Annotated in this window: 21 protein-coding genes; 15 read left to right on the top strand and 6 right to left on the bottom strand. The window is 53.0% G+C overall.

Annotated elements, in window-relative coordinates:
• Positions 1 to 129: 129 nt before the first annotated feature.
• The 3 genes from C1A10_RS12275 (at position 130) to rbr (ending at position 4,789) form a co-directional block, all read left to right on the top strand.
• Positions 130 to 2,223, top strand: a complete 2,094-nt coding sequence (locus C1A10_RS12275) for a glutamine synthetase III family protein (protein WP_101910535.1) — start codon at positions 130 to 132, stop codon at positions 2,221 to 2,223.
• A 146-nt stretch (positions 2,224 to 2,369) separates the two neighbouring features.
• Positions 2,370 to 4,082, top strand: coding sequence for an ammonium transporter (locus tag C1A10_RS12280; protein WP_101910536.1), 1,713 nt, complete (start codon positions 2,370 to 2,372; stop codon positions 4,080 to 4,082).
• Positions 4,083 to 4,249: 167 nt separating this feature from the next.
• Positions 4,250 to 4,789 carry a rubrerythrin gene (rbr, locus tag C1A10_RS12285; RefSeq protein ID WP_101910537.1) on the top strand — a complete coding sequence of 180 codons (540 nt, stop codon included), beginning with the start codon at positions 4,250 to 4,252 and terminating at the stop codon, positions 4,787 to 4,789.
• 49 nt (positions 4,790 to 4,838) lie between these two features.
• On the opposite strand, the gene C1A10_RS12290 is transcribed toward rbr, so the two are convergent.
• On the bottom strand, positions 4,839 to 5,666 hold the full coding sequence (locus C1A10_RS12290; protein ID WP_101910538.1) for an Mrp/NBP35 family ATP-binding protein: 828 nt from the start codon (positions 5,664 to 5,666) through the stop codon (positions 4,839 to 4,841).
• A gap of 136 nt (positions 5,667 to 5,802) precedes the next feature.
• Here C1A10_RS12290 and hemW point away from each other — a divergent pair, with 136 nt between their 5' ends.
• The 12 genes from hemW (at position 5,803) to C1A10_RS12350 (ending at position 18,235) form a co-directional block, all read left to right on the top strand.
• Positions 5,803 to 6,912 carry a radical SAM family heme chaperone HemW gene (hemW, locus tag C1A10_RS12295; RefSeq protein ID WP_180951124.1) on the top strand — a complete coding sequence of 370 codons (1,110 nt, stop codon included), beginning with the start codon at positions 5,803 to 5,805 and terminating at the stop codon, positions 6,910 to 6,912.
• 30 nt (positions 6,913 to 6,942) lie between these two features.
• Positions 6,943 to 8,184, top strand: a complete 1,242-nt coding sequence (gene dinB, locus C1A10_RS12300) for a DNA polymerase IV (protein ID WP_101910540.1) — start codon at positions 6,943 to 6,945, stop codon at positions 8,182 to 8,184.
• Positions 8,185 to 8,338: 154 nt separating this feature from the next.
• A complete protein-coding gene (locus C1A10_RS12305) occupies positions 8,339 to 8,899 on the top strand; it encodes a DUF3793 family protein (RefSeq protein ID WP_101910541.1) in 561 nt (186 codons plus the stop codon).
• A 26-nt stretch (positions 8,900 to 8,925) separates the two neighbouring features.
• Complete coding sequence (locus C1A10_RS12310; protein ID WP_101910542.1) at positions 8,926 to 9,357, top strand: flavodoxin; 432 nt, start codon at positions 8,926 to 8,928, stop codon at positions 9,355 to 9,357.
• Positions 9,358 to 9,824: 467 nt separating this feature from the next.
• Positions 9,825 to 10,775, top strand: a complete 951-nt coding sequence (locus C1A10_RS12315; RefSeq protein ID WP_101910543.1) for a substrate-binding domain-containing protein — start codon at positions 9,825 to 9,827, stop codon at positions 10,773 to 10,775.
• A gap of 104 nt (positions 10,776 to 10,879) precedes the next feature.
• On the top strand, positions 10,880 to 11,758 hold the full coding sequence (gene pstC / locus C1A10_RS12320; protein WP_101910544.1) for a phosphate ABC transporter permease subunit PstC: 879 nt from the start codon (positions 10,880 to 10,882) through the stop codon (positions 11,756 to 11,758).
• Positions 11,759 to 12,643, top strand: a complete 885-nt coding sequence (gene pstA / locus C1A10_RS12325; RefSeq protein WP_101910545.1) for a phosphate ABC transporter permease PstA — start codon at positions 11,759 to 11,761, stop codon at positions 12,641 to 12,643.
• Position 12,644: 1 nt separating this feature from the next.
• Complete coding sequence (gene pstB, locus C1A10_RS12330; RefSeq protein ID WP_101910546.1) at positions 12,645 to 13,397, top strand: phosphate ABC transporter ATP-binding protein PstB; 753 nt, start codon at positions 12,645 to 12,647, stop codon at positions 13,395 to 13,397.
• Between the two features lie 13 nt (positions 13,398 to 13,410).
• Positions 13,411 to 14,067 (top strand): phosphate signaling complex protein PhoU, encoded by a 657-nt coding sequence (gene phoU / locus C1A10_RS12335; protein ID WP_101910547.1) that lies wholly within the window; start codon positions 13,411 to 13,413, stop codon positions 14,065 to 14,067.
• A gap of 37 nt (positions 14,068 to 14,104) precedes the next feature.
• Positions 14,105 to 14,779: a response regulator transcription factor gene (locus tag C1A10_RS12340; RefSeq protein WP_101910548.1), complete on the top strand. Its 675-nt coding sequence runs from the start codon at positions 14,105 to 14,107 to the stop codon at positions 14,777 to 14,779.
• Positions 14,780 to 14,785: 6 nt separating this feature from the next.
• Complete coding sequence (locus C1A10_RS12345; RefSeq protein ID WP_101910549.1) at positions 14,786 to 16,468, top strand: sensor histidine kinase; 1,683 nt, start codon at positions 14,786 to 14,788, stop codon at positions 16,466 to 16,468.
• 150 nt (positions 16,469 to 16,618) lie between these two features.
• A complete protein-coding gene (locus C1A10_RS12350) occupies positions 16,619 to 18,235 on the top strand; it encodes a SulP family inorganic anion transporter (protein ID WP_101910550.1) in 1,617 nt (538 codons plus the stop codon).
• A gap of 19 nt (positions 18,236 to 18,254) precedes the next feature.
• Here C1A10_RS12350 and C1A10_RS12355 read toward each other — a convergent pair whose 3' ends face one another.
• The 5 genes from C1A10_RS12355 to C1A10_RS12375 all read right to left on the bottom strand — a co-directional run bounded on the left by C1A10_RS12355 (position 18,255) and on the right by C1A10_RS12375 (position 25,984).
• Positions 18,255 to 20,816, bottom strand: coding sequence for a 3'-5' exonuclease (locus C1A10_RS12355; protein WP_101910551.1), 2,562 nt, complete (start codon positions 20,814 to 20,816; stop codon positions 18,255 to 18,257).
• 195 nt (positions 20,817 to 21,011) lie between these two features.
• Positions 21,012 to 21,977, bottom strand: a complete 966-nt coding sequence (locus C1A10_RS12360; protein WP_101910552.1) for an ABC transporter permease — start codon at positions 21,975 to 21,977, stop codon at positions 21,012 to 21,014.
• Positions 21,978 to 23,042 carry an ABC transporter permease gene (locus C1A10_RS12365; protein WP_101910553.1) on the bottom strand — a complete coding sequence of 355 codons (1,065 nt, stop codon included), beginning with the start codon at positions 23,040 to 23,042 and terminating at the stop codon, positions 21,978 to 21,980.
• Positions 23,039 to 24,568 (bottom strand): ABC transporter ATP-binding protein, encoded by a 1,530-nt coding sequence (locus C1A10_RS12370; protein WP_101910554.1) that lies wholly within the window; start codon positions 24,566 to 24,568, stop codon positions 23,039 to 23,041. The genes C1A10_RS12365 and C1A10_RS12370 overlap by 4 nt, the downstream gene beginning before the upstream one ends.
• A 198-nt stretch (positions 24,569 to 24,766) precedes the next feature.
• A complete protein-coding gene (locus tag C1A10_RS12375; protein WP_101910555.1) occupies positions 24,767 to 25,984 on the bottom strand; it encodes a BMP family ABC transporter substrate-binding protein in 1,218 nt (405 codons plus the stop codon).
• Positions 25,985 to 25,993 lie beyond the last annotated feature (9 nt).

Here is a 25,993-nt window from a genome sequence, read left to right on the forward strand (position 1 = left end):
GCAAAATGTATTGACAAATTTATTTTCCGGGAATATACTAGGACTATCGAAAGCAAAGGCGCTTGCGAATCTTGTGATTCGCGGGTGTCTTTTTTGTTTTGTAAAATCATAAAAAGGAGTTGTGTTTTTATGAACAGCATACCGGAACTTTTCGGCAGCATGGTGTTTAACGATGTTGTTATGAAAGAACGCCTTCCCAAAGAGACCTACAAGGAATTGAAGAAAACAATTCAGGATGGCAAAGCGCTTGACATTTCTGTCGCCAACATTGTGGCAAACGCCATGAAGGACTGGGCGATCGAGAAAGGGGCAACTCATTTTACCCATTGGTTCCAGCCGATGACCGGTATCACTGCTGAAAAACACGACAGCTTTATCTCGCCTGTTGGTGACAGCAGCATCATCATGGAATTTTCCGGCAAAGAGCTGATTCAAGGTGAGCCTGATGCCTCTTCTTTCCCGTCCGGCGGACTGCGCGCCACTTTTGAAGCGCGCGGCTATACCGCATGGGACCCTACATCTTACGCGTTTATCAAGGAAGATGTACTGTGCATTCCGACAGCGTTCTGTTCCTACAGCGGAGAAGTGCTGGATAAGAAAACCCCCTTGCTGCGTTCCATGGAAGCGATCAATACACAGGCACTCAGAATTCTTCGTCTGTTCGGCAACACGGAAGCTACCCGCGTGGTGACTACTGTCGGCCCGGAGCAGGAATATTTTCTGATAGACAAAGAGGTTTACGATAAGCGCAAGGACCTGATTTATACCGGCAGAACACTGTTCGGCGCGAAGCCTCCCAAAGGGCAGGAGCTGGAAGACCATTATTTCGGCGCGATCAAGCCCCGCGTCAAAGCGTTTATGGAGGATTTGGACAAAGAACTGTGGAAGCTGGGCATTCTGGCGAAAACAGAACATAACGAGGTGGCCCCCGCTCAGCACGAGCTGGCACCCATCTTTACCAATACCAACGTTGCCACCGACCACAACCAGCTTACAATGGAACTGATGAAAAAGGTAGCTTCCAGACATGATTTGGTCTGTCTGCTGCATGAAAAACCCTTTGCTGGCGTAAACGGCTCCGGCAAACACAACAACTGGTCAATTTCCACCACCAACGGTGTAAACCTTCTCGACCCCGGCAAAACACCGTATGAGAATGCACAGTTCCTGCTGTTCTTGACCGCAGTGATCAAGGCTGTCGACGAGTATCAGGATCTGCTGCGCGTATCGGTTGCCACCGCCGGCAACGATCACCGTCTCGGTGCAAACGAGGCGCCTCCCGCAGTTGTTTCCATGTTCCTCGGCACAGAACTGACGGAAGTTCTGCAAGCGATCGATACGGACAGCGCCTATAACGGTCAGGGCAAGACGGAAATGGAAATCGGCGTTGACGTTCTTCCGCATTTCCCGAAAGACACGACCGACCGTAACAGGACTTCGCCGTTTGCGTTTACCGGAAATAAATTCGAATTCCGTATGCTGGGTTCTTCTCTTTCCATTTCGGGCCCCAACATTGTGCTGAACACGATTGTGGCGGAAGAACTCGACCAGTTTGCGGACATTCTGGAAAAAGCCGATGATTTTACCACTGCTTTGAATAAGCTGATTAAGGATACCATTAAAGACCATAAGCGCATCATCTTTAACGGAAACGGTTACGACGATGCGTGGATCCAGGAAGCGGAGAAGCGCGGCCTTTTGAATCTGCATTCTTCCGCGGAAGCACTGCCCTATTTCTGCGCGGAGAAAAACATCAAGCTGTTCACCAAGCATCACATTTTCAGTGAGGCGGAGGTTCGTTCCCGCTGTGACATCATGCTTGAAAACTACTGCAAGGTGATTTCCATCGAGGCGCTCACCATGCTGGAAATGGTGCACAAGGACATTCTCCCGGCTGTTTATACTTATATTAAACGCCTGAGTGAAACCGCGCTTGCCACCCGCCAGCTCTGCCCGGACATCACCTGCGAAAGCGAAATCAAACTGGTATCCCGCCTTTCTTCGCTTTGCAACAGCCTGTCCAATAAAGCGGATAACCTGGATAAAGCGGTTCTCGATGCGAAAATGCACACCGAAGCGGCGGAATCCGCAACTTTTTACCGCGATTATGTCTTTGGCGCTATGCAGGAGCTGCGCGCGGTAGCCGATGAAATCGAAGGGCTTGTCGGCGAAAAATATTGGCCTTATCCGACCTACGGCGCAATGCTGTTCAGCGTGCGGTAAGTCTCTGATACAATCACAGATACAATTGAAAATTGGGCCAGCTGTGTCAAGCAGCGGCCCGCCCGCACAATGGCGTGCGTTTCCGGTTTTGCGGCAGCCGGAGACGTACGCTATATTTTTTTAAAATTTTTGAGGAGGGTCTTTTTATGTATTCATCTGTTGATACGATTTGGGTATTGTTGGGCGCTTTGCTGGTCTTCTTCATGCAGGCAGGTTTCGCAATGGTAGAGACCGGTTTTACAAGGGCAAAAAACGCCGGCAATATCATCATGAAAAACCTTATGGATTTCAGCATCGGAACCCCGGTCTACTGGATTTTGGGCTTCGGCATCATGTTTGCCGGCGACGGCCTGTTTTTTGGCGGCTTTGATTTCCTGATCCGCGGAAATTACGACGGCACTTTCCCGACCGCAGCGTTTGTCATTTTCCAGACGGTATTCTGCGCGACGGCCGCAACGATTGTTTCCGGCGCCATGGCTGAAAGAACAAAATTTATCTCCTACTGTATCTATTCCGCTATCATCAGCGCGGTGATTTATCCGGTTTCCGGACATTGGATCTGGGGCGGCGGCTGGCTCGCACAAATGGGATTCCATGACTTTGCGGGATCCACGGCAGTGCATATGGTTGGCGGCGTGGCCGCGCTTGTCGGCGCCACGATCCTTGGGCCCCGTATCGGCAAGTATGACAAAAACGGCAATCCGAAGGCGATCCCCGGCCACAGCCTGACGCTCGGCGCGCTCGGCGTCTTCATCCTCTGGTTCTGCTGGTTTGGATTTAACGGCGGTTCTACCGTTTCGATGACCGGAGACGATACGTTGCTTTCTGCTTCCAATATCTTCGTTACAACCAACCTTGCGGCGGCTGTCGCTACCTGCACGGTTATGATTATCACCTGGGTCCGCTATAAAAAGCCGGATGTATCCATGACCCTGAACGGCTCTCTGGCCGGACTGGTTGCCATCACAGCGGGCTGCGATGCGGTAACTCCTGTCGGCGCGTTCTGGATTGGCCTGATCGCTGGATTTATTGTAGTATTCGGTATTGAATTTATTGACAAAAAGCTCAAGATTGACGACCCTGTCGGCGCAATCGGTGTACATGGTCTGTGCGGCGCAGGCGGCACAATTCTTACCGGACTTTTTGCCTACCATCTGACAGACGACGCCGGTAATCCGCTTGGACTTTTCTATGGCGGTGGCTTTAAGCTTGTCGGCATCCAAATTCTTGGTGTTATCGCCGTAATAATCTGGGTTGCCGTGACCATGACGATTGTATTCCAGCTTCTGAAACATACGGTTGGCCTGCGCGTTTCAAAACATGAAGAAATCGTCGGCCTTGACATCGAAGAACATGGACTGGTCAGCAGCTATGCAGACTTTATGCCCAATGTTGAAGCAATCGCGGAGGACGACACGGAAGAAGTGAGCGGCAAAGCACCGATGGCTGCCGCAGTTCCGGTTCAGCTTGTGGAAGACAAGGCCGCGACCCCTGCTTCCGATGTCAAGATTACCAAAATTGTGATTCTTGCAAAACAGAGCCGTTTCGAGGCCCTGAAAGCCGCCATGAACGAGATCGGCGTTACCGGTATGACGGTAACCAATGTGCTCGGATGCGGCATGCAGAAAGGCTCAACAGAATATTACCGCGGCGTTCCGCTGGAAATGAATCTGCTGCCTAAGATTAAAGTGGAGATTGTCGTCTGCAAAGTCCCTGCCCGTACGGTCATCGAAACCGCGAAACGGGTTCTCTATACCGGTCATATTGGCGACGGCAAGATCTTTGTCTACAACATTGAAAATGTCATCAAGGTTCGTACCGGCGAAGAAGGCTATGATGCCTTGCAGGATGTTGAATAGCAGCACCCCTTATATTAATTCGCTTGACTCCTCATTCTTGATAAACACAACACGGCAAAAGGCTCTCGTCGAAAGACGGGGGCTTTTTGCTTTGCCTACAGCTGTTCTTTGCATAGGTTTCCAGAACAGGGAAATACTATCAATAACGATTGGAAAGGGGACAAACCATGAAAATACTCAAAGGCTCCAAAACAGAAGCAAATCTAATGGCTGCGTTTGCGGGAGAATCGCAGGCGCGCAACAAATATACCTATTATGCTGCCAAAGCAAAGCAGGACGGCTATGAGCAGATTGGGAACATCTTCACAGAGACGGCGAACAACGAGAAGGAACATGCGGAAATCTGGTTTAAGCTTCTGCATGAGGGGATGCCTGAAACCCAGGCAAATCTGAAGGATGCCGCGGACGGGGAACGCTATGAATGGGAAACTATGTACGCGAATTTCGCGAAAGAGGCAAGGGAAGAAGGTTTCGAGAAAATTGCGGCACTGTTTACGCTCATAGGCAATATTGAAAAGGAGCACATGCAGCGGTACGAAAAGCTGTCGCAGAACGTTGCGGAGCAAAAGGTCTTCCGAAGGGAACCGACAGCGATATGGATTTGTCTCAACTGTGGACATATCTATCAGGGCGCTGAACCTCCGAAAGTTTGTCCGGTGTGTGAAAAGCCGCAGGCATGGTTCCAGCTGAAAGTGGAAAACTACTGAATAAGACACGAAAAAAGCGGATGCTTCTGCATCCGCTTTTCTTGCAATCTTAGATTTTTTCCACAGCATCTGCGGCCGTGTCCATCCAATCGCCTTCAAATAATTCCACAACGCCTTTGTCCACAACCTTTGCCAGCGCGGGATCAATCGGCAGCTTGGCCAGAACGGGAATTTCATATTTTTCGCCGATTGCGTCGATATGGCTTTCTCCAAAGACCTGAATCTTCCTGCCGCAGTCGGGACACTGCACGTAGCTCATGTTTTCAACCAGCCCGATGATGGGAATGTTCATCATATTTGCCATTTTTACCGCTTTTTCAACGATCAGTTCGACCAGTTCCTGCGGCGATGCCACCACGATTATTCCGTCGAGCGGGACGGACTGGAACACAGTCAGAGGCACATCGCCTGTCCCGGGAGGCATATCGACGAACAGGAAGTCCACGTCGTTCCAGACGACATCAGTCCAGAACTGCTTGACAACACCGGCAATCACAGGCCCGCGCCAAACGACAGGATCAGTCTCGTCCTGCAAAAGCAGATTGATCGAAATAATGTCAATTCCGGTTTTGCTTCTGACCGGAATGATGCTGGTTTCATCGCCGGTCGCCTTGGAATGGATGCCAAAGGCCTTCGGAATGGATGGGCCGGTAATGTCGGCGTCCATAATGGCGGTTTTAAATCCGCGGCGGTTGAGCAGGACAGCGAGCATGGAGGTGACTAATGATTTGCCGACGCCGCCCTTTCCGCTGACGACTCCGATTACCTTTCGGACACAGCTCAGTTCATGCGGTTTTTCTAAAAAATCCTCTGGGTTCGTCTTCCGTTCGGAACAGGATTCCCCGCAGGATTCACAATTGTGCGTACATTCGCTCATTGGGGCAGCATCTCCTTTGAAAAGATAGGTTTATATAGGTTACAGTATATTGCCTGACGATGTTTTTGTCAAATGAATGTGCTATAATCTAAGGGGGAAAAGAAACGGCTGTCCCGCCCCCAAAAGGAGAGAGCGCATGCCTTGTGATGCACTTTATATTCATGTCCCATTCTGCGAGCGAAAATGCCCGTATTGTGATTTTTATTCGGTCGCTGCTGAGGATGCGGCGATGGATGCGTACACCGGCGCAGTGATTCGCGCACTGAACAGCATTCCTTTTGCAATAGTGCGGCTGGATACGGTTTATTTCGGCGGCGGCACGCCGTCAATCCTCGGCGGCAGGAGGTTGGCGGCGCTTCTGGAGGCGGCGGAGAAGCAATTCGGCATAGCGCCAAATGCGGAGATTACTGCTGAATGTAATCCGCACTCCACGCTGAAAGACACTCTGACGCAGATGCGATCCGCCGGTTTCAACCGGATTTCTCTGGGAATGCAGAGTGCGGTTGACGCACAACTGCATTCTCTTGGACGCCTCCACACCGTCAGCGATGTTGCATCGGCCGTTCATTCGGCACAGGACTGCGGCTTTAAACATCTTTCGCTGGACTTGATGCTGGCAACCCCGGGCCAGATTCCGGCAGACATTGATGAAGCAGTACGGCTGTTTGACCGACTGGGCGTGGAACACGTTTCGGCCTATCTGCTCAAAATCGAGGAAGGTACGCCGTTTGCAAGGCAGAATATTGCGGAAAGCTGTCCGGATGAAGACGGGCAGGTACTTTTGTACCGGCATGCGGTATGCGCGTTGGAACAGGCCAATTACCGCCAGTATGAAATCAGTAATTTTGCGCGCGGCGGGCGTGTCGCGCGGCACAACCTGAAATATTGGAACTGTGCGGAATATCTTGGCATAGGCCCTTCCGCGCATTCCTTCATCACGGGACGCCGGCGTTTTTTCCCGCGTGACCTGGCGGGATTTTTATCGGCGGAGAATCCGTGGACGCTGCTTTGCGATGACGGCGCGGGCGGAAGCCCCGAAGAATATCTGATGCTTCGCCTTCGCTTGAATGAAGGAATTCGCTGGACGGATTTTACCTCCCGATATCCGGATTTTGAGATAAACGGACTGTACGAAAAAGCAGAGCCGATGCGCGGGGCAGGCCTGCTAAAACTGGATGATACCGGTTTGCGGCTGACGGTGGACGGTTTTCTGCTTTCCAACGCCGTCATTTCGGAATTGATCTGATGATCTGCCCGGCTGAAAGGGGAGTGGCTGATGGGCGACCGAACAATCCTGCACTGTGACTGCAACGGGTTTTACGCTTCCGTGGAATGCATCCTGCGGCCCGAGCTGAAGAACGTACCGATGGCGGTTTGCGGAGACCCGGACAGCCGTCATGGCATTATTCTGGCCAAAAATGAACTGGCAAAGCGCTGTCATGTGCAGACGGCCGAAACGATCTGGCAGGCCAAACGCAAATGCCCTGAACTTACGCTGGTACCGCCTCATCATGAACAGTATCAAAAATATTCCCGGATCGTCAACCTGATCTACCAGCAATATACTGATTTAGTAGAGCCGTTCGGCATCGATGAATCGTGGCTGGATATTACCGGGAGCGAAAAGCTGTTTGGGGACGGCAGAACAATCGCGGATACGCTGCGCAGGCGTATCCGCGAGGAAGTAGGGCTGACCATTTCGGTAGGAGTCAGCTTTAATAAGGTATTTGCGAAGCTGGGCAGCGATTATAAAAAACCCGACGCCACAACAGTCATTGACCGGGAGCATTTCCGCGGGCTTGTCTGGAAGCTGCCGGTTTCCGACCTGCTGTTTGTCGGAAAATCGGTTGGCACTGAGCTGCAGAAGATGGCCATTACCACAATTGGCGAACTTGCAGCCGCCGACCGGGACTGGCTTGTCCGGCGGCTGGGCAAAATCGGCGAAACCCTCCACGACTATGCAAACGGGCTGGACAACAGCCCTGTGCGTTCCATTTATGAGGAACGGGAAGTCAAATCGGTGGGCAACGGAATGACCTTTAAGCGGAATCTTGTGGGGTTGGAGGACATCCGGCTGGGAGTTCTTTCTCTGACAGACCAGGTCGGCGCACGGCTGCGCAGGCGCGGGGTGCAGTGCCTGACGGTGCAGGTTACCATCCGCGATCCCAATTTTAAAACTATTTCCCGCCAGCGTACGCTCGAATCGCCTACCAGCCTTGCGAAAGAACTCGCGGAAATCTCACTCGATATTATTCAGCATGAGTGGGATCTGCGCAAGCCTATCCGGATGCTTACCATTACGGCGAATAATCTGGTAACCGCAGAGGAAACCGGAGAACAGATGACGCTGTTTAACGGGGAAAGCAGACTGCGCAAAAAAGAAAAACAGGAGAAGCTCGAGGCTGCTTTGGATTCCATCCGCGGGAAATACGGCAAAGAGGCAATCGGGGCGGCGGGAATTCTGGGAAATGATATCGGAATCGGATTTTTGCCAGAAGATAAGGAGGAAAACTCGTGAAGCGGCTGTTCCTGTTATTGACAATTTAGTTAGCGTATGCTAATATAAAATCGGTAAGCGAATGCTAACTTGCGAAAGCTCCGCTGTGGTCGGAGTTTTTCTTTTCGCACATGGTTAGCATAGGATAACTATATACTGGGGAAGGGGGAAACGGATGAACTGCTCTTTAGAAAAAACGATCGCGTTCCATTGCGCCCCCGCGCTTGTGGGGATTAAGCCGGCAAACCTCATCTCCTGCGACCTGAAACAGCATCCAAAGCTGGAAGAGGAGGTTTGTGCACTGAACCGTTCTTTAAACGTCAGGGGCCTGTATTTCAGAATTGTCTGCCGGATGGGAGGCCGCGTACTGATGCTGGTTTACCGGGTCCAGGTGCTCAGGAAGCACCTGGAAGACGCGCAGGTACTCGCTTTCCTGAAAAAAGCAGGCTATGCGGGCGGCGATATGGAGGCGATGATCCTGCAATTGCAAAAGCGGCTTTCCGCTTCTCGTGAATTCCCCCACGAAACGGGTGTATTCCTCGGCTATCCGGTTGAGGATGTGGAAGGCTTCCTCAGGGACGGCGGAAAACACTGCAGACTCAGCGGCTACTGGAAAGTTTATGTGAACGAAGATCAGACGAGGGATTTATTTAAAAAATTTACACTGTGCAGGAAGACGCTGTACCTGCTGGTGTCAAATGGGGTATCCATTGTGCAGCTGTTTCAGGCCGCATAATCAATTTATATCAGGAGGTCTTTAGGATGGATAAACTGGCGGTAATTTATTGGAGCCAGACAGGTAACACGGAGAGTATGGCCAACGCAATTTTGGAAGGAGCTAAAGAAGCGGGCGCGGACGCGACGCTGTTCACTGTCTCTGAAATTACGGCGGAAGAAGCCGCACAGTACCCGAAGCTCGTGCTTGGCTGCCCGGCCATGGGGGCAGAGGTCCTGGAGGAAGGCGAATTTGAACCGTTTTTTACAGAGCTGTCAGGCAGGCTGAACGGCAAAAAAGTGGCCCTGTTCGGTTCGTACGGATGGGGGGACGGCGAATGGATGCGGGACTGGCAGACCCGTGTGACGGATGCGGGGGCCCAGCTTTTTTCGGGGGAGGGGCTGATCATCAATGAAGCCCCGGACGATGACGGGATTGTATCCTGCAAAAAGTTTGGCAAGGAATTTGCGGCAAATTGACAGAACCTAACACAGGCTGAAATTGTGTAAAATTTTAAGCGGCGCATCCGTGAGGATGCGCCGCTTTTTATATAAAAGATTCTGAAAAACAGAATCGTTTTCTTGGTCTGTCATGCCCTCGAACCGGTATTCCGACCATCCGCGGGCTGACAGTATGATGAAGAGTATGAAGAGGAGGAGAGTAGACTTTTGATTTGTTTTATCCCTGTCTTTTAAGTACGAGCTTAGTATAACGGATGAATATGACATGCATTTGAAAAAATTATAACGATTAATCGGTGAATTTCTAACGAAATTGTTTCCAAAATGTAATCGCGGGATTTAGATCATAAAAAAAGTGAAACTATTCATAAAACAGAAGATTTTACACAGTCTTTACATATAGCCGCTGTCGGTTTTACAAAGACATTTTATAATTCGAAGCATACCAAAGAGTAAGATTTGTATATGGAGAAAGGTGAAATTAAATGAAAAGAGTATTAGCTGCCGCGTTTGCGGTTATGATGACAGCAAGCCTGTTTGCCGGATGCGGAACAACCTCCGGTAATTCCGAAGTGTCTCAGCCAGCGGAATCCGCCGTAGTTTCCTCCTCGGCGGAATCCGCTGAACCTGAGGACAAATCCTCTGATTTTGACAGCAGCAGCCCGATCAACGTGGTTTCCCGCGAAGAAGGCTCCGGTACCCGCGGCGCATTCATTGAGCTGACAGGGATCGAAGAGAAAGCAGCCGACGGCACCAAAGTGGACAATACCACCAAGGAAGCGATTATTGCGAACAAGACCGATGTGGTGCTCACAAACGTGGCTGGAGACGACTATGCAATCGGATACATCTCTCTGGGCTCGCTCAACGAGACAGTGAAAGCGCTCGACATTGACGGGGTACCGGCAACCGCGGAAAATGTCAAGGACGGCAGCTATAAAATTGCCCGCCCCTTCAATATTGCCACAAAGGGCGACCCCACCGGACTGGCTGCGGACTTTATCGCCTATATTATGAGCGCTGAGGGACAGGATGTCATTGAGAAAAACGGTTACATCAAAGTGGATGATGCTGCCGCTCCCTATGCGGGTTCGAAACCGGAAGGCAAAATCGTAATCGCCGGTTCCTCCTCTGTGACGCCGGTTATGGAAAAACTGGTGGAAGCCTATAAGGCACTGAACGCCGCCGCCACGATTGAGGTACAGCAGTCGGATTCCACCGCCGGTATGACCGCCGCGATAGACGGCACCTGCGATATCGGTATGGCGTCCCGTGAACTGAAAGACTCCGAAACCGCCGAGCTGACAGCGACCGCGATCGCCAACGACGGAATCGCCGTAATCACTTCTGTCAACAATCCGGCAACCGCTTTGACCATCGAAAATGTGAAAGACATCTTCACCGGTGCAATCACGGCTTGGGCTGACGTTCAGTAAACGGAAATAAACGAAAAAAGAGATTTGAACAAAAGCAGGCCGGTAGCTCCCGCTGTGGGGGATCGGCCTGCTTTGCCGATGAAAACTGTGAATGAGGTGTCTGGATGCGTCTTGTCGTAAACCCGAAACCCCGGCGGCTTTTGAAAAAGGGGATGGAGCTTCTTTTCCTGCTCTGCGCGATGGCTTCAATCTTAGCCGTTGTGCTGATCTGCCTGTTTTTGTTTGCGAATGGAATACCGGCCATGAAGGAAATTGGTCTGGGTTCGTTCCTGCTGGGCAGAGACTGGTCGCCCTCCAATGTTCCGCCCTCTTTTGGCATTTTCCCAATGATCCTGGGAAGCATCTATGTGACAGGCGGTGCGGTGCTGGTTGGTGTGCCGGTCGGAATTCTCACGGCGATTTTTCTTGCAAGATTCTGCCCGAAAGCCCCATACCAAGTGCTGAAGCCGGCGGTGGAACTGCTGGCCGGGATTCCGTCCGTGGTATACGGCTTCTTTGGATTGGTGGTGATTGTACCGCTGGTACGTAAATTGCTGGGGGGCACCGGCAGCAGCATCCTGACCGCGTCCATCCTGCTGGGCGTGATGATTCTGCCTACTGTGATCGGTGTTTCCGAATCGGCGCTCCGGGCAGTACCGGACAGCTATTATGAGGGGGCGCTCGCGCTGGGTGCCACACACGAACGGGCGGTGTTTTTCGCGGTGCTGCCCGCCGCGAAATCGGGAATCCTCGCCGGAGTGGTGCTCGGCATCGGACGCGCGATCGGCGAAACAATGGCGGTCGTCATGGTAGCGGGCAATCAGGCGCGCATGCCTGCCGGTATTCTGAAAGGAATTCGCACGCTGACGGCAAATATTGTGATTGAAATGGGCTATGCGGCGGATCTGCACAGGGAAGCGCTGATTGCGACCGGGGTTGTGCTGTTTGCATTTATACTGCTCATCAATGCCGCATTCTCGGCGCTGAAAAGGAGGATGCACTAAATGCCGGAAAAGATTCGGGCGATTAACAAAACCTCCACACTGCAAAAGGCCAAAAACTATCTGCGCCAGCCGCTTTCGCTTTCGCTGTTCCTGCTGGTGTCACTGGCGGCGCTTCTGACTGTTGCCGTCCTGTTTTTCATCATTGTATATATTCTGATAAAGGGCGTACCCTATCTGACCCCATCGCTGTTTGAATTGGCATATACGACTGAAAATGTATCGCTGTTTCCTGCGATTATCAATACAGTATACATGACATTGGGTTCCCTGCTGATTGCCGCTCCGCTCGGTATTTTTACCGCAGTCTATCTGGTGGAATACGCAAAGCGCGGCAACCGCGCGGTAGCGCTGATCCGGCTGACCTCTGAAACGCTTTCGGGGATTCCATCCATTGTATACGGCCTTTTCGGCCTGCTGCTCTTTGTCACAGCCCTGCATTGGGGGTTCTCGATGCTTGCCGGTATGTTTACATTGGCAATTATGATTCTGCCGCTGATTATGCGCACGACGGAAGAAGCGCTCAAGGCCGTTCCGGATGCGTATCGTGAAGCCAGCTTCGGGCTTGGCGCGGGGAAACTGCGCACAGTGTTCCGGGTTGTGCTGCCCTCTGCCGTGCCGGGAATATTGGCGGGTATCATTCTTGCAATCGGACGTATTGTTGGGGAAACGGCTGCGCTGATTTATACAGCGGGAACCGTGGCGAAAATTCCCGGAACGCCTATGGAATCCGGCCGGACACTGGCCATCCATATGTATGCCCTTTCCAGTGAAGGACTTCACACCGACCAGGCGTACGCAACAGCGGTAGTCCTGCTGGTGACGGTGCTGCTGATCAACATGCTTTCGGCTGTCATCGCCAAACGACTCACGAAAGGACAAACCTGATATGAATACAAAACTATCGATACAGAACGTCGACCTGTTTTATGGGGACTTCCAGGCGCTCAAGGATGTTAATCTGAACTTGAAGGAGAAAACCATCACCGCCTTTATCGGGCCTTCCGGCTGCGGAAAATCCACACTGCTTAAATCGCTGAACCGGATGAACGATCTGATCGAGGGCTGCAAAATTACCGGACAAATTTCACTCGACGGCGAGGATATTTATAGCGGAATGGATGTGAACCTGCTGCGCCGCAGGGTGGGGATGGTGTTCCAGAAACCAAACCCGTTCCCTATGAGCGTTTACGATAATATCGCCTACGGGCCCCGGACGCATGGAATCCGCAGTAAAGCGAAGCTGGATGAGATGGTGGAAAATTCACTGCGCAGCGCGGCTATCTGGGACGAGATGAAAGACCGCCTGAAAAAGAGCGCGCTGGGCCTTTCCGGTGGCCAGCAGCAGCGCTTGTGCATTGCACGTGCGCTTGCGGTGGAACCGGAAGTCCTTTTGATGGATGAACCGACCTCTGCGCTTGACCCGATCTCCACTTCTAAAATAGAGGATCTTGTGCTAGAATTAAAACAGAATTATACGATCATTATTGTTACCCACAATATGCAGCAGGCCACGCGTATTTCCGACGATACAGCATTTTTTCTGCTCGGCGAAATAGTCGAATTCGGGAAAACGGAAGAATTGTTCTCAATGCCAAAGGAGAAGCGTACGGAAGACTATATTACCGGCAGGTTCGGATGAGAGGAGTGTTCGGATGAGAAACAAATTTGATAAGGAATTACAGCTGCTCAACAACGAGCTGATTGAAATGGGTGCCCTGGTAGAGACTGCAATCAGCGAAGCTGCCAAGGCGCTGCTTGAGCAGGACAGGGCGCTTGCTGAAAAAGCGGTCAACTCCGACAGCGAGGTCAATGAGAAAGAAAAAGACATTGAGCGCCGCTGCTTCCGGCTTTTGCTCCAGCAGCAGCCGGTTGCCGCCGATCTGCGCGCAATCTCCACCGCCCTGAAAATGATTACCGATATGGAGCGTATCGGCGACCAGGCACAGGATATTTCCGAAATCACCATCCGCCTCTGCCAGGAGACCTATGTGGGGTCAATGGAACATATCCCTCCGATGGCGGAGGCCACCATTAAGATGGTTACGCGCGCAGTGGATGCATTTGTCGCCAAGGACCTTGAGATGGCGCACGCGGTCATTGCTTACGACGACGTGGTGGATAACCTGTTTATAAAAGTGAAGGACGATTTGATTGCGCTGATCCGTGAGGATCCGAAAAACGGGGAGCAGGCTATTGATCTGTTGATGGTGGCCAAATATTTTGAACGCATTGGTGACCACGCTACCAATATTGCCGAATGGGTGGTTTTTTCGATCACCGGGGAACATGAGAATTACAAAGTATTCTGAAAGACGCAGAGGCAACAAAGGGTAAAGGAGTTTTGGCATGGCTAAAATCTATCTGGTGGAGGACGATGAAAGTATCCGGGAGTTGATCCTCTATGCATTGGAGAGCAGCGGCTTTGAGGCAAAGGGCTTTGAACGCGGCGAACAGTTCTGGGCGGCTGTCGGCAGCGCAACCCCTTCTCTGTGTATTCTTGACATCATGCTGCCGGGAGACGACGGCCTGCAGATTCTGCGCCGGCTGAAGGGGAATACCGCGACAGAGGGGATTCCCGTCATCATGCTTACGGCCAAAGCAACCGAATATGACAAGGTGAAGGGACTTGACCTGGGCGCGGATGATTACATTACCAAGCCGTTCGGTGTCTTGGAATTGATCTCCCGTGTCCGGGCGGTGCTCAGACGTGTAAAACCGGACGATGAAACGGCCCCGCTTTCCTATGGGGGCATTATTCTGGATAATGACCGGCGCACGGTAACGGTGGATGGAACGCCTGTCGTGCTGACATTCAAGGAATTTGAGCTGCTGGCTTTTCTCCTCAAAAACCTTGGCATCGTACTGACCCGTGAAAAAATCATGGAACGTGTATGGGGATTCGATTATGAGGGCGAGAGCCGTACGGTGGATATGCATATCAAGTCGCTGCGCCAGAAGCTTGGCACCAGCGGGGAGGCGATCCAGACAGTGCGGGGCGTAGGGTATAAGATTGGAGGCTGACGGCTTGTGAAGAAAAGAATGTATTGGAGCCAGTGCATCACCGCCATCCTCGTGGCGCTGGTAACAGCGGCACTTACCCTGTGGCCTGTCTATGGGCTGCTGGTACGGCAGGCACGCGGTGCCCTTGCAAACGAATGGAAGCTGATCGCCCAGTCCATCGCTTACGCCGGGCCGGACAGTGGCAGCTATCTTTCGTCTTTGAACGTCCGTTCGGATTCATTCCGCATTACGCTGATTGCCCCTGACGGAAAGGTGCTTTATGATTCGGACAGCGAGCTTGCCTATCAGGAGAACCATCTGGACCGTCCGGAGATCGCCGCCGCGTTCTCGGAAGGCAAGGGCGAAAATATGCGGCATTCGGATACGCTCGGGCTGGATTTGTACTACTATGCCCAAAAATTGCCGGACGGCAATGTGCTTCGTGTTTCCAACCAGGCGCGCAGCATTGGGGCGGTTTTTGTCACGATCATTCCAATCATGCTTTTCATTGTGCTGCTGATTTTTATCGTATCCATGTTGGCGGCTTCACGGATGACGCGCCGCTTTATCCTTCCCATTCAAAAGCTGGCGGAAAATATCAATGATCCGGTTGAACCTGAGGGCTATGAAGAACTGGAACCGTTCATTGTCAAGATTCGCAGGCAGAACAGGCTGATTCATGAACAGGTTGAACGATTGCGCGCCGAGCGCGATACCATCAGTGTCATTACGCACAACATGAACGAAGGGCTGATCCTTTTAGACCAGTCGCATAACGTCCTGTCCGTCAACAGCAGCGCGCTGTCGCTGCTGGGCGCGCGGCCGGGCGAGTATGAGGGGAAAAATATCCTGATGATTTCCCGCAATACCGATCTGACTGCCTGCATCGCGGACGCTACTGAAAAAGGGGAAAGCGGCAGCCTCCTTCTGGAAAAAGACGGGCGAAGCTGCCGGGTCTCCGTCAGCGCGGTTTACCGGGGAGAGGAAATCTGCGGCGCAATCGTCCTGCTTCTCGATGTGACGGAGCAGCAGCGCGCCGAGAAAATTCGCCGCGATTTTACCGCGAATGTATCCCACGAGCTGAAAACGCCGCTCACTTCGATTTCCGGATTTGCGGAGATGATAGAGAACGGGATGGTAAAAGGGGAGACGGATATCCAAAAATTTGCGGGACGGATCTATCAGGAGGCAAATCGCCTCATCGTCCTGACCGACGATATCATCCGCCTGTCCCGCATTGAGCAGGATGGTACCCCCGCCAAGGAGCCGGTAGAACTGCGGGAGCTGTGTGACAATGTAATCCGGTCGCTGCGGTTCGTGTCCGACCGAAAACAAGTGGAGCTTTCCGTGACAGGGGAGCCGCTGACAATCAATGGAAATCCCCGTATGCTGGAAGAACTGGTGCAGAACCTCTGCGACAATGCCGTAAAATACAACCTGCCGGGCGGCCGCGTCGATGTCTCTGTGCGCCAGGACGGAAGTAATGCGGTGCTGACCGTATCGGATACCGGTATCGGCATCCCAAGGGAGTATCAGAAACGCATCTTCGAACGGTTCTACCGGGTGGATAAATCCCGCTCCAAGCAGACCGGCGGAACGGGACTGGGACTTTCGATTGTGAAGCATATCGTGGAATGTCACGGAGGCAGCATCCGGCTGGAGTCCACAGAAAACGTCGGAACTACAATTACGGTCTGTCTGCCGCAATAAATGAGAAAAACCGGGCAAATATGTCCGGTTTTTTTGATGCGGTGAAAAGTTTTTTATAAAATTTCTGCCTTTCAATTTTCCGTGTTTATGGTATACTATACCGGTTGGCATGTTTTAGGACGACAAAACCAGAATAAATGAGGTAGCATCATGGGTTCGCAGTATCTTCGCTCTTTGAAAAATGAGTTTCACGGTTATAACGCAGGAAAATTGATGAAAGACATCCTTGCGGGGTTGACTGTAACGGCGGTGGCCCTTCCACTGGCGCTGGCATTCGGGGTATCCAGCGGCGCCGACGCGGCTTCCGGCCTGATAACGGCAATTGTCGCGGGTCTGGTGATGAGTATGCTGGCCGGCGCCTTTTATCAGATTTCCGGCCCAACCGGGGCTATGGCGGCCGTTTTGATGTCTATCGTCGCGCGCTATCAGATGCAGGGGGTATTTATAGCGACGTTTATGGCGGGCGTCATGCTCCTGCTGGCCGGATTTTTACATTTGGGAAGGCTTACTGCCTGTATCCCGGCGCCGGTCATCACCGGATTTACTTCCGGTATTTCCATCATTATTGCGCTGGGGCAGGTCGATCATTTTTTCGGCGTGACGTCGAAAGGCGAAACTGCGGTTCAGAAGCTGCTCAGCTACGGGGAGCTGGGCTTTTTCCCCAATTTCGCCGCCTGTGGAATCGGGCTGTTTGTGGTGCTGTTCATGTGCTTTTTCCCAAAGAAATGGAATTCCGTTGTGCCTGCTTCACTGCTCGGCATTATATTGGCGACGGTCCTGTCGGCGGCTTTGCGGCTTGACGTGGCGGTGGTCGGTACGATCCCGCAGACGCTGTTTCCGGAAAGCCGGCTGACTTTGTCCGGTATCAGCTGGGAGCAGATAAAAGGTCTGTTCAGCCCCGCCGTCAGCATCGCAATGCTCGGCATGATCGAGAGCCTGCTTTGCGGCGCGTCCGCGGGACGGATGGCGGGGGTAACGTTAAACAGCGACCAGGAGCTGATTTCGCAGGGAGTTGGAAATCTGCTGGTTCCGTTTTTCGGAGGGATTCCCGCAACGGCCGCGATTGCCCGCACCAGCGTCGCGATTAAGTCCGGCGCGCAGACCCGCCTGACCGGCGTGTTCCACGCGGTGGGGCTTTTGATCTCCATGTTTGTGCTTGCGCCGGTCATGTCGCAGATTCCGCTTTCTGCGCTGGCGGGTGTGCTGATGGTCACGGCGTGGAGGATGAATGAATGGCATGCAATCCGCTATATCTTCTCCCACAAATTTAAAGGGGCCACGTTGAAGTTTGTTCTGACAATGTCGGCGACCGTCATCTTTGACCTCACAATGGCGATCGTAATCGGCGTGATCGCAGGCCTTGTGCTGTTCATTTTAAAAAGTGCTGTGATTGAAGTAGCTGTTGAGGACGTGGACCTCGCCAGAATCGGCGTAGAGAGCACGCGGCTGGATCAGAACTGGGCGGTCGTTTATGTGACTGGGCCGCTGTTTTTCATGACCGCGGAAACGGTTCGGGAGCGTCTTGCCGAGCTGTCGGACCGGGATATGATCATTTTTTCACTGCGTGGAGTACCTTCCATTGATATTACCGCGGTCGGAATCCTGACGGACTTCTATGAACGCGCCTCCGCCGAGGGGAGGCAGGTCATCTTTTCTTCCGTCCAACCAGCGGTGATGCGGGTGCTGGAGCGCTCCGGCCTGATGGAGATTGCCGGAGAGAAGGCGTTTTATTTCTCGGTTGACAAGGTGCTCAAAGAGCTGATATAAAGGCTCCCCGCCGTCCGGTTTACGGGCGGCGGGGAGTTTCCTGTTCCAGCATGGGAAGAAACCGGCTGGGTTTTGCGCTGTAAGCATTCAGCGTGTAGTGTGACCACGAGAGATAAAGCTTTCGCTTTGCGCGGGTGATGGAAACATAGAAAACCCGCTTTTCCTCTTCCACATTGCTGTCGCGCACCGCCTGATAGGAAGGAAAAACGCCTTCCTGCAAAACCGGCAGGAACACATAGTCAAATTCGCAGCCTTTAGCTTGGTGAGCGGTAATCACCGCCACCTGATTGGTCGAAGCGGTCATGCGGTCAAGCTCGCTCGCGGAAAGCGCGGTCAGTTCTAGAATGTCCACAAGCTGCTGCCGCACCGGTTTGCCGCGGTCTGCAAAATCGGAGATAAAGTCCTCGAACAATAACAGGTTTGACAACCGTTCCGACTCTTCCGCATACTTTTCCCGCAGACCGAAAGCGTCTGATAATTGAGATGCGAGCTGTGGCGCATCCATGGCGTCCATATCGGCGGCAAGCCCGGATAAAATCGAAGCGGTATGTGTAAACTTTGCGAGGAATTTTTGATAGCAGGCTGTACGCTCCCCGGTTTTGGGGCGCAGGAACCGGTCTGTCAGGGCCACCAGCACATCGGCGGTTGCCATAATATCGTCCATGGCATTATGGGACGGGTCGTTTGCGGCATCCAGAGCCGCGGCAACGGTAGAAAGCTTATGGTTCTCCAGTTTCTTTAAAAATCTGCGGCTGATATCCAACGTATCGTAATATAAATTGTCGAATTTACGGTTTGTATTGTATTTTCTGAGATTTTGCGCCGTAATGGTCATGTCGAAAGCCACATTATGCCCGACGATGACGTCTGTTCCGGCAAAGTCCAAAAACTCCGCGAACGCCTGTACGGGCTCAATTCCATTTTCAGCGAGGAATACGTCGGAAAAACCATGAACCTTTTCCGAATTTCCCACCGGGCGCGACGGCTTCAAGAATCGTTCAAAACGCGCCAACACATTTCCGTTTGCATCGATACGCGCCGCCGCCATCTGCACGATATCGTCGGTGAACACATCGGTTCCAGTGGACTCCACATCGAATACCACCACATGCCCGCTGTCCAGCGCATCCAGCAGCGCGCTGAAATAATCTCCGGTATTGGTGCGCGCGTCTACAAAATCGGTGAGCGCGACGCCAAGGCCGGACTGGTAAAGCGAGAGGATGGCGTTGATCGTTCCCGTGCCTACGCCTTTTGCAAGGCGGGTCAGGACGCGTTTGAGGCTCTCGCTGTCCTGCGGGTTTGCCAGAAGATTCAGGCAGGCAATAGCATCCTTGATTTCAGGGCGTTTAAACAGGCGGAATTCGTCCGCCAGCATAAAGCGGATGGGCTTTCGCGCAGAAAGGCGGCAGGCTTTCAGCAGCCCGCAGACCTCCATGCAGGCGCGGTTGTTGCGCGTAATAATCGCCACGCGGGAGTAATCGGTGACAGGCAGTTCTTCGATCGTCCGATAAATCCAGCTCACCTCTTCCGGCATGGTGTCAAACTCCCGGATGACCAGGTCATCCCCGGCAGGGCCGCCGGTAACCGGGGCGTCAAACGCGTTGCACAGAAAGTTTCTGGAGGCGGCCAGAAGCCCGGGGCTGCTGCGGTAGTTTTCCACAAACTCCACTGTAACCGGGTGAAAATCCGACCGGAAACGTACCGTGAGCGCTTCGGGATTCGATCCCCGCCACTGATAGATAGTTTGGTTAAAGTCGCCGCAGAACAGTAGTTTTGCGCCCGCGCAGAGCTTCACGATCAGTCCGTATTCCGCGAGGCTGACGTCCTGCACCTCGTCTACGTGCACAAATTTATAACGTCCCTTCCAAAGCCCTGTCAGTTGCGGGTCGGAAAGCGCGGCGTTTGCGCGCAGGAGCAAATCGGAAAAATCCAGCAGGTTATTGGACAAGAGCTTCTCATCATAGAGTCTGACAATGGAAGCGCCGTATTTCGCGAGGAAATGAAAAAACTTCCCGTCGAACCGGTACTGCCGGTCGATACAAATCCGCTCAATTTCCGCTTTCCGGTGCAGAAACGCGAATGTGCAGGCACCCGCGCGTCCTCCCTCGGGATGTTCGAGCCAGCAGTCTTTGACCAGCCCGATAAAATTCTGAAGGATTGTTGCGGGAAATTCCTCAATTTCGCGCCCGGTCACCTGAAAGACCACTTCCCGGATGACCTCCAGCCCGTCAGACTGGTCACAGACGGCGAAATCATGGCGCAGGTCGGTATCGTCAGGCGGGATCTGGCGCAGAAGCCAGACACAAAAGCTGTGAACCGTGCGGATCAGTAGCTCCTGCGCGGTTTCGCCCGCAATCTGCGCAATCCGTTCGGACATCTCCCGGCAGGCGCGGTTAGTGAAGGTCAGGCAGAGAATTTCCTCCGGACGCGCGGCGCCGCTTTCCAGCAGATAAGCGACCCGCCGTGCAAGGGTGGTGGTCTTGCCTGTCCCCGCGCCAGCGAGCAGCAGGATACTGTCGGAGGTATTTTCCACAACCGACTGCTGCTCTTTACTCAGCGCGCCTGCAGCCACCACGCTCATTGCCAGCCCTCCCCGCTTGTAACCCGGATTACGCTAAAACGAGTTGGTTTGATATCCGGCAGCTTTGTAGATGGAATCATCAGTTCGCTCTGTATCATCGGTATCTCCTCCAAACAGGAAAGGGCGGGCCAATGCCCGCCCTTTTGGTTCTTATCATACCAGCCGCTTAGAAAGCTGTCAAATCGTTTACAGGAATCAGCGTTCTTCCCTGAAATACGGATTCCCTAAAGCGTGGGGAGGCTGGTTTTCCCGCCGCTTGCCCTGTACGATCAGCACGAGGACGATGATCGTCATCAGGTAGGGAATCATATCCAGCAGTTGGGAAGAGATCTGAATCTGTCTGCCGAACAGGCTCATATCCGCGTTTTGCAGCTTATAACCGATGCCGCGCAGAATGCCGAAAAAGTAGGCACCGCCGATTGCTTTCAGGGGGTTCCAGGTGGAGAAGATAACGAGCGCGACCGCGATCCAGCCGATCCCCGCGGTGATGTTGTCCTGCCAGTGGGGGACGAACACAATGGACAGATAGGCGCCGCCCATGCCGCACAGAAATCCGCCGGCAACGATATGAAGGTATTTATACAGGTTCACTTTAATGCCGGAGGCATCCGCCGCGCCCGGGTTTTCACCGATGGCGCGCAGGTTCAGCCCGACATAGGTTTTGTTCAGGTAGAGGTAGAGCAGAACCGCGCAGACCGGCGCAATCTGTACATAGATGCTCTGCTGGAAAAACATCTCGCCGAGGACGGGGATTTTGGAAAGCCCCGGCACAGAATAAGCCGCAAACGAGGCAATCACATGTTCCGGCTGTGCCATACCGGTGAGCTGTTTTCCGAGCAGCCCCGCCACGCCGGAGCCGAAGATGGTCAGCGCAAGCCCGGTCACGGTGTGGTTTCCGCGCAGAGAAACAGTGATCACCGCGTAAATCAGCGCGCCGAAAGCGCCCGCGATACCGGCGGCGAGCACGGCAAACGCCGGATTTCCGGTAGCAACGGATGCCATAAAACCGAAAACAGCACCCATCAGCATCATGCCTTCCACGCCGAGGTTGATATGCCCGACTTTTTCACAAAGGATGCCGCCCAGCGTACCGAACAGGATCGGGGTACCCATCTGGACAGAGACCTGCAAAAACAGGGAAAGCTGTGTCAGACCGTCCATTTATGCTGCCTCCTTTGCGTTTTTATGAAACACCAGTTTGTAATTCAGGAAGAATTCACTGCCCAGCACAAAGAACAGGATAATTCCCTGCAGTACCTCCGCAACAGCGGTGGGAATCTGCATGGCCGTCTGGATGTAGGCACTGCCCTGCAAAAGCGCGGCAAACAGGAAAGAAACCACGATAATTGCCGGGGCGGAGAGGCGTGCCAGCCAGGCGGTGATCACCGAGGTGAAACCAAGGCCCGCGGAAAGCTGGTCGGTCAGCGAGTGTTCAATGGCGGATGCCTGCATAAAGCCCGCGACGCCGCAAAGGCCGCCGCCGATAATCACAGCGATCAGCGTGATTTTGGCGACAGAAATCCCTGCATAACGGGCGGTATATTCGCTCTCGCCGATGACAGAAACCTGATAGCCGAATTTTGTCTTATTCAGCAGGATATGCACGAGAACCGCCAGCACAAGCACGATGATCCAGCCGATATGCACGCCGAACACCTTCGGCAGAACCGCAGCGTTGACAAATTTCGGCATCTTCGCGAACCCGGCTGCTTTTGGGTCCTTCCAGGGGCCGTACTGAAGATAGGTAATCCATTTCACGGCGACATAGTTGAGCATCAGCGTAACGAGAATTTCGCTGGTTTTGAATTTTGATTTCAGAAAAGCAGGAATCAGCGCCCATAGCCCGCCGCACAGCATCGCCGCACAGAACATGAACGGCAGCATCAGAATCATTGGCAGGCGGTTAAAGTTGAACGCTACCCAGGCGGCGGCCATCGCGCCCATATAGAACTGACCCTCCGCGCCGATATTCCAGAACTTCATTTTAAATGCCACAGCTACGCCCAGCGAAAGCGCGGCGAGGGGAATCGTCTTGATGATCGTCTCACGGATGCGGTGGAGCGTTCCGGTGGAACCGATAAAAATGTTGCCGAACACTTTAAACGGATTATATCCAAGAGCCGCCATCAGCAGAGAAGCACAAACAAGCGCGCAAAGCACCGCAAACAAGCGCGTTAATAAATCCTGCGTTTTAGACGGGTCGGGACGTTTTACAATCTGTATCATGCCACTACCTCCCCGTGGGACTGCCCAAGCATCATCAGGCCGATTGCTTCCTTGGTAACATTGCGGGGGTTTACAATCCCCATAATTTCGCCGTCATGAATGACCATAAGGCGGTCCGAAATCTCCATCAGCACGTCCAGGTCCTCGCCGATAAACAGAATCCCGACCCCTTTTTTCTTCTGCTCATTCAGAGTGTCGTAGATAAAGTAGGAAGCGCCGATGTCAAGGCCGCGAACGGGGTATGCGGTAATCAGCAGGGTGGGGTTCTGGTCGATTTCACGTCCCAGAAGGACTTTTTGAATGTTGCCGCCCGACAGCTTTTTGACGATGTGGCTCACCGAGGGGGTGTCAACGGAAAAGCGCTCCACAATGCGCTGGGCATCCTTTTTTCCGCCTGCACGGTCAATAAACGGCCCCTTGCCACGCCGGAAAGATTTGAGAAGCACATTGTCCACAATATCCATGCCGGCCACAAGCCCCATGCCAAGCCGGTCTTCCGGAATAAAGCTCATTTGAATGCCCTTGCGCATAATATCGGCGGGTTTGTTGCCGACAATTGATTCGCCCTGAAACAGAATATCGCCTTCGGAAGCCTTGTAAAGGCCGGCGATGATTTCACAGAGCTCTTTCTGCCCGCTACCGGCAATTCCGGCCACCCCGAGAATTTCGCCGGACGACAGGGAAAAGTTCATGTTTTTCAAAACCGGAAGGCCGTTCAATCCCACGGCCGATAGCCCCTGCACGTCGAGCAGGGGCTTCTTCTGTTCCGGCGGAACTTCGGCACAGCCGATTTCAAGGGAAATCGCGCGGCCTACCATCATTTCTGTTAACGAATGGGCATCCGCCTCACTGGTTACTACCGTTCCAATGGCTTCGCCTTTCCGGAGCACAGTGACCCGGTCGGAAATATCCAGCACCTCGTGCATCTTGTGCGTGATGATAATAATTGCGCAGCCCTCTTTTTTCATGTTGCGCAGGATATCAAACAGGGATTTGGTCTCCTGCGGTGTCAAAACGGCAGTCGGCTCGTCCAGAATCAGCACATTGGCGCCGCGGTAAAGCACCTTGAGGATCTCCACCGTCTGTTTTTCGCCGATAGACATATTGTAAATCTTTTTATCGGGATCAACAGACAGCCCGTATTTCTGACTAAGGGAGGATATCTTTCGGGTCAGTTCCTTCTCCCTGATCACAAGGCCGCAGCCCTGCTGCCCGAGCACCATGTTTTCCTTGGCCGTCAAAACATCCACCAGCTTGAAATGCTGGTGTACCATGCCGATTCCGGCGGCAATGGCATCGCGCGGGGAAGAAAAGTGCGTGGCCTTTCCGTCAATCAGGATTTCACCGCCGTCGGGAGCATAGATGCCGGAGAGCATATTCACCAACGTGCTCTTTCCCGACCCGTTTTCCCCCAGCAGCGCGTGAATTTCACCTTTTTCAACCGATAAACTGACGCCGTGATTCGCGGCAACACTGCCGAATGATTTGCAGATATCCTTCATTTGGATATAGGGCGCTCCGCTCATAGTATCTCACTCCTTAAAATGATGGTGGCCGCCGCCGTCTTGAAGAAGCGTAAGCAGACGGCGGGGAAATGGCAGCAGGCTCCAAAACACACAAAATCCGCGAAGGGGCAGAGTAGTTCCTACTTTGCCCCTTCGCTGTCCGCTGTCATTTTTTAATTTTAACCGGGCTCTGAATGAGCCGATAAGATTCCGGACAGATTATTCGAGTGCGGTGCCAACCACATTTTCGACAAACCAAGGCATAGTCCACATTTCCTCATCGGTCATTTCGGAACCGGCGGGAACACGCTCGACACCTTTGTTGTCCTTGAGCGGGCCGGCAAATATTTTCAGTTCGCCGGAATCCAGCTTCGCTTTGGCGGCATCCACTGCTTCCTGTGTTCCGGGTTCGCAGTTGTCGGAAAGCTTGTCAAGATAAACAATGCCGGTGCTGGCTTCCGCCCAGACCTTCGCGGAGGTCCAGGTGCCGTCGATCATCTTCTGGACTTCAGCAGTATAATATTTGCCCCAGTCCCAGATCGGGGAAGTCAGGTATGCTTTCGGAGCGGCATCAAGAGTGGAAGCGTTGTATCCGACCGCAAAAGCGCCCTTTTCCTGAGCGGCGACCTGCGGGGCGGTTGTGTCACAGTGCTGTCCGATTACGTCGCAGCCGCTGTTGAGCAGGTCGATGGCCAGATTCTTTTCAGCTGCGGGATCGTACCAGCTGTTGAGCCATTTGACCTCAACGGTGACATCCGGGTTGACGGATTTTGCGCCCAGCGCGAAAGCATTGGCGCCGCGGATGACCTCGGGAACAGGCATGGCGGCGACATAGCCTAGCTTGTTCGTTTTGGTCTTCATACCGGCAACGATACCGGAAAGATACCGTTCCTCATACATCCTGCCGAAATAGGTGGACATGTTTTCACCTGTGGTGGAACCTGTGGCATGCTCAAAAATAACATCCGGGAACTCGCGCGCAACGTTTGCGGTCCAGTCCATATGGCCGAGGCTGGTTGTGAAAATAACGTTGCAGCCCTGGTCGATCAGGTTGCGGATTGCGGTTTCGCAGTCGGATGTTTCGGGAACGTTTTCCACGATCATCGTCTGGTCTTCGCCCAGGCCAAGCGCTTCGACCATGGATTTTCTGCCGTTGTCGTGAGCCATGGAATAGCCGCCGTCATCCGCCGGCCCGACATAGACAAAGCCGATTTTCAGGTCTTCCTTGGCAATGGCAGGGAAAGTTTTGGCGCCGGTTTTGGAGGCCCAGTCATCGGTTTCGCCGGAAGCGGCTTCGGAAGAAGCGGCCTCGGAGGATGCCGCCTCACTTGCGGCGGATTCGCTGGAAGAGGTCACTGGTTCTTTCTGCGTGCAGGCGGAAGCAAAAAGCATTGCTCCGGCCAGCAGCATGGCTAAAATCTTTTTGTTCATTTTCATTTTTTTCCT

The organism is Marasmitruncus massiliensis, assembly GCF_900186535.1.
Lineage (GTDB): Bacteria > Bacillota > Clostridia > Oscillospirales > Ruminococcaceae > Anaerotruncus > Anaerotruncus massiliensis_A.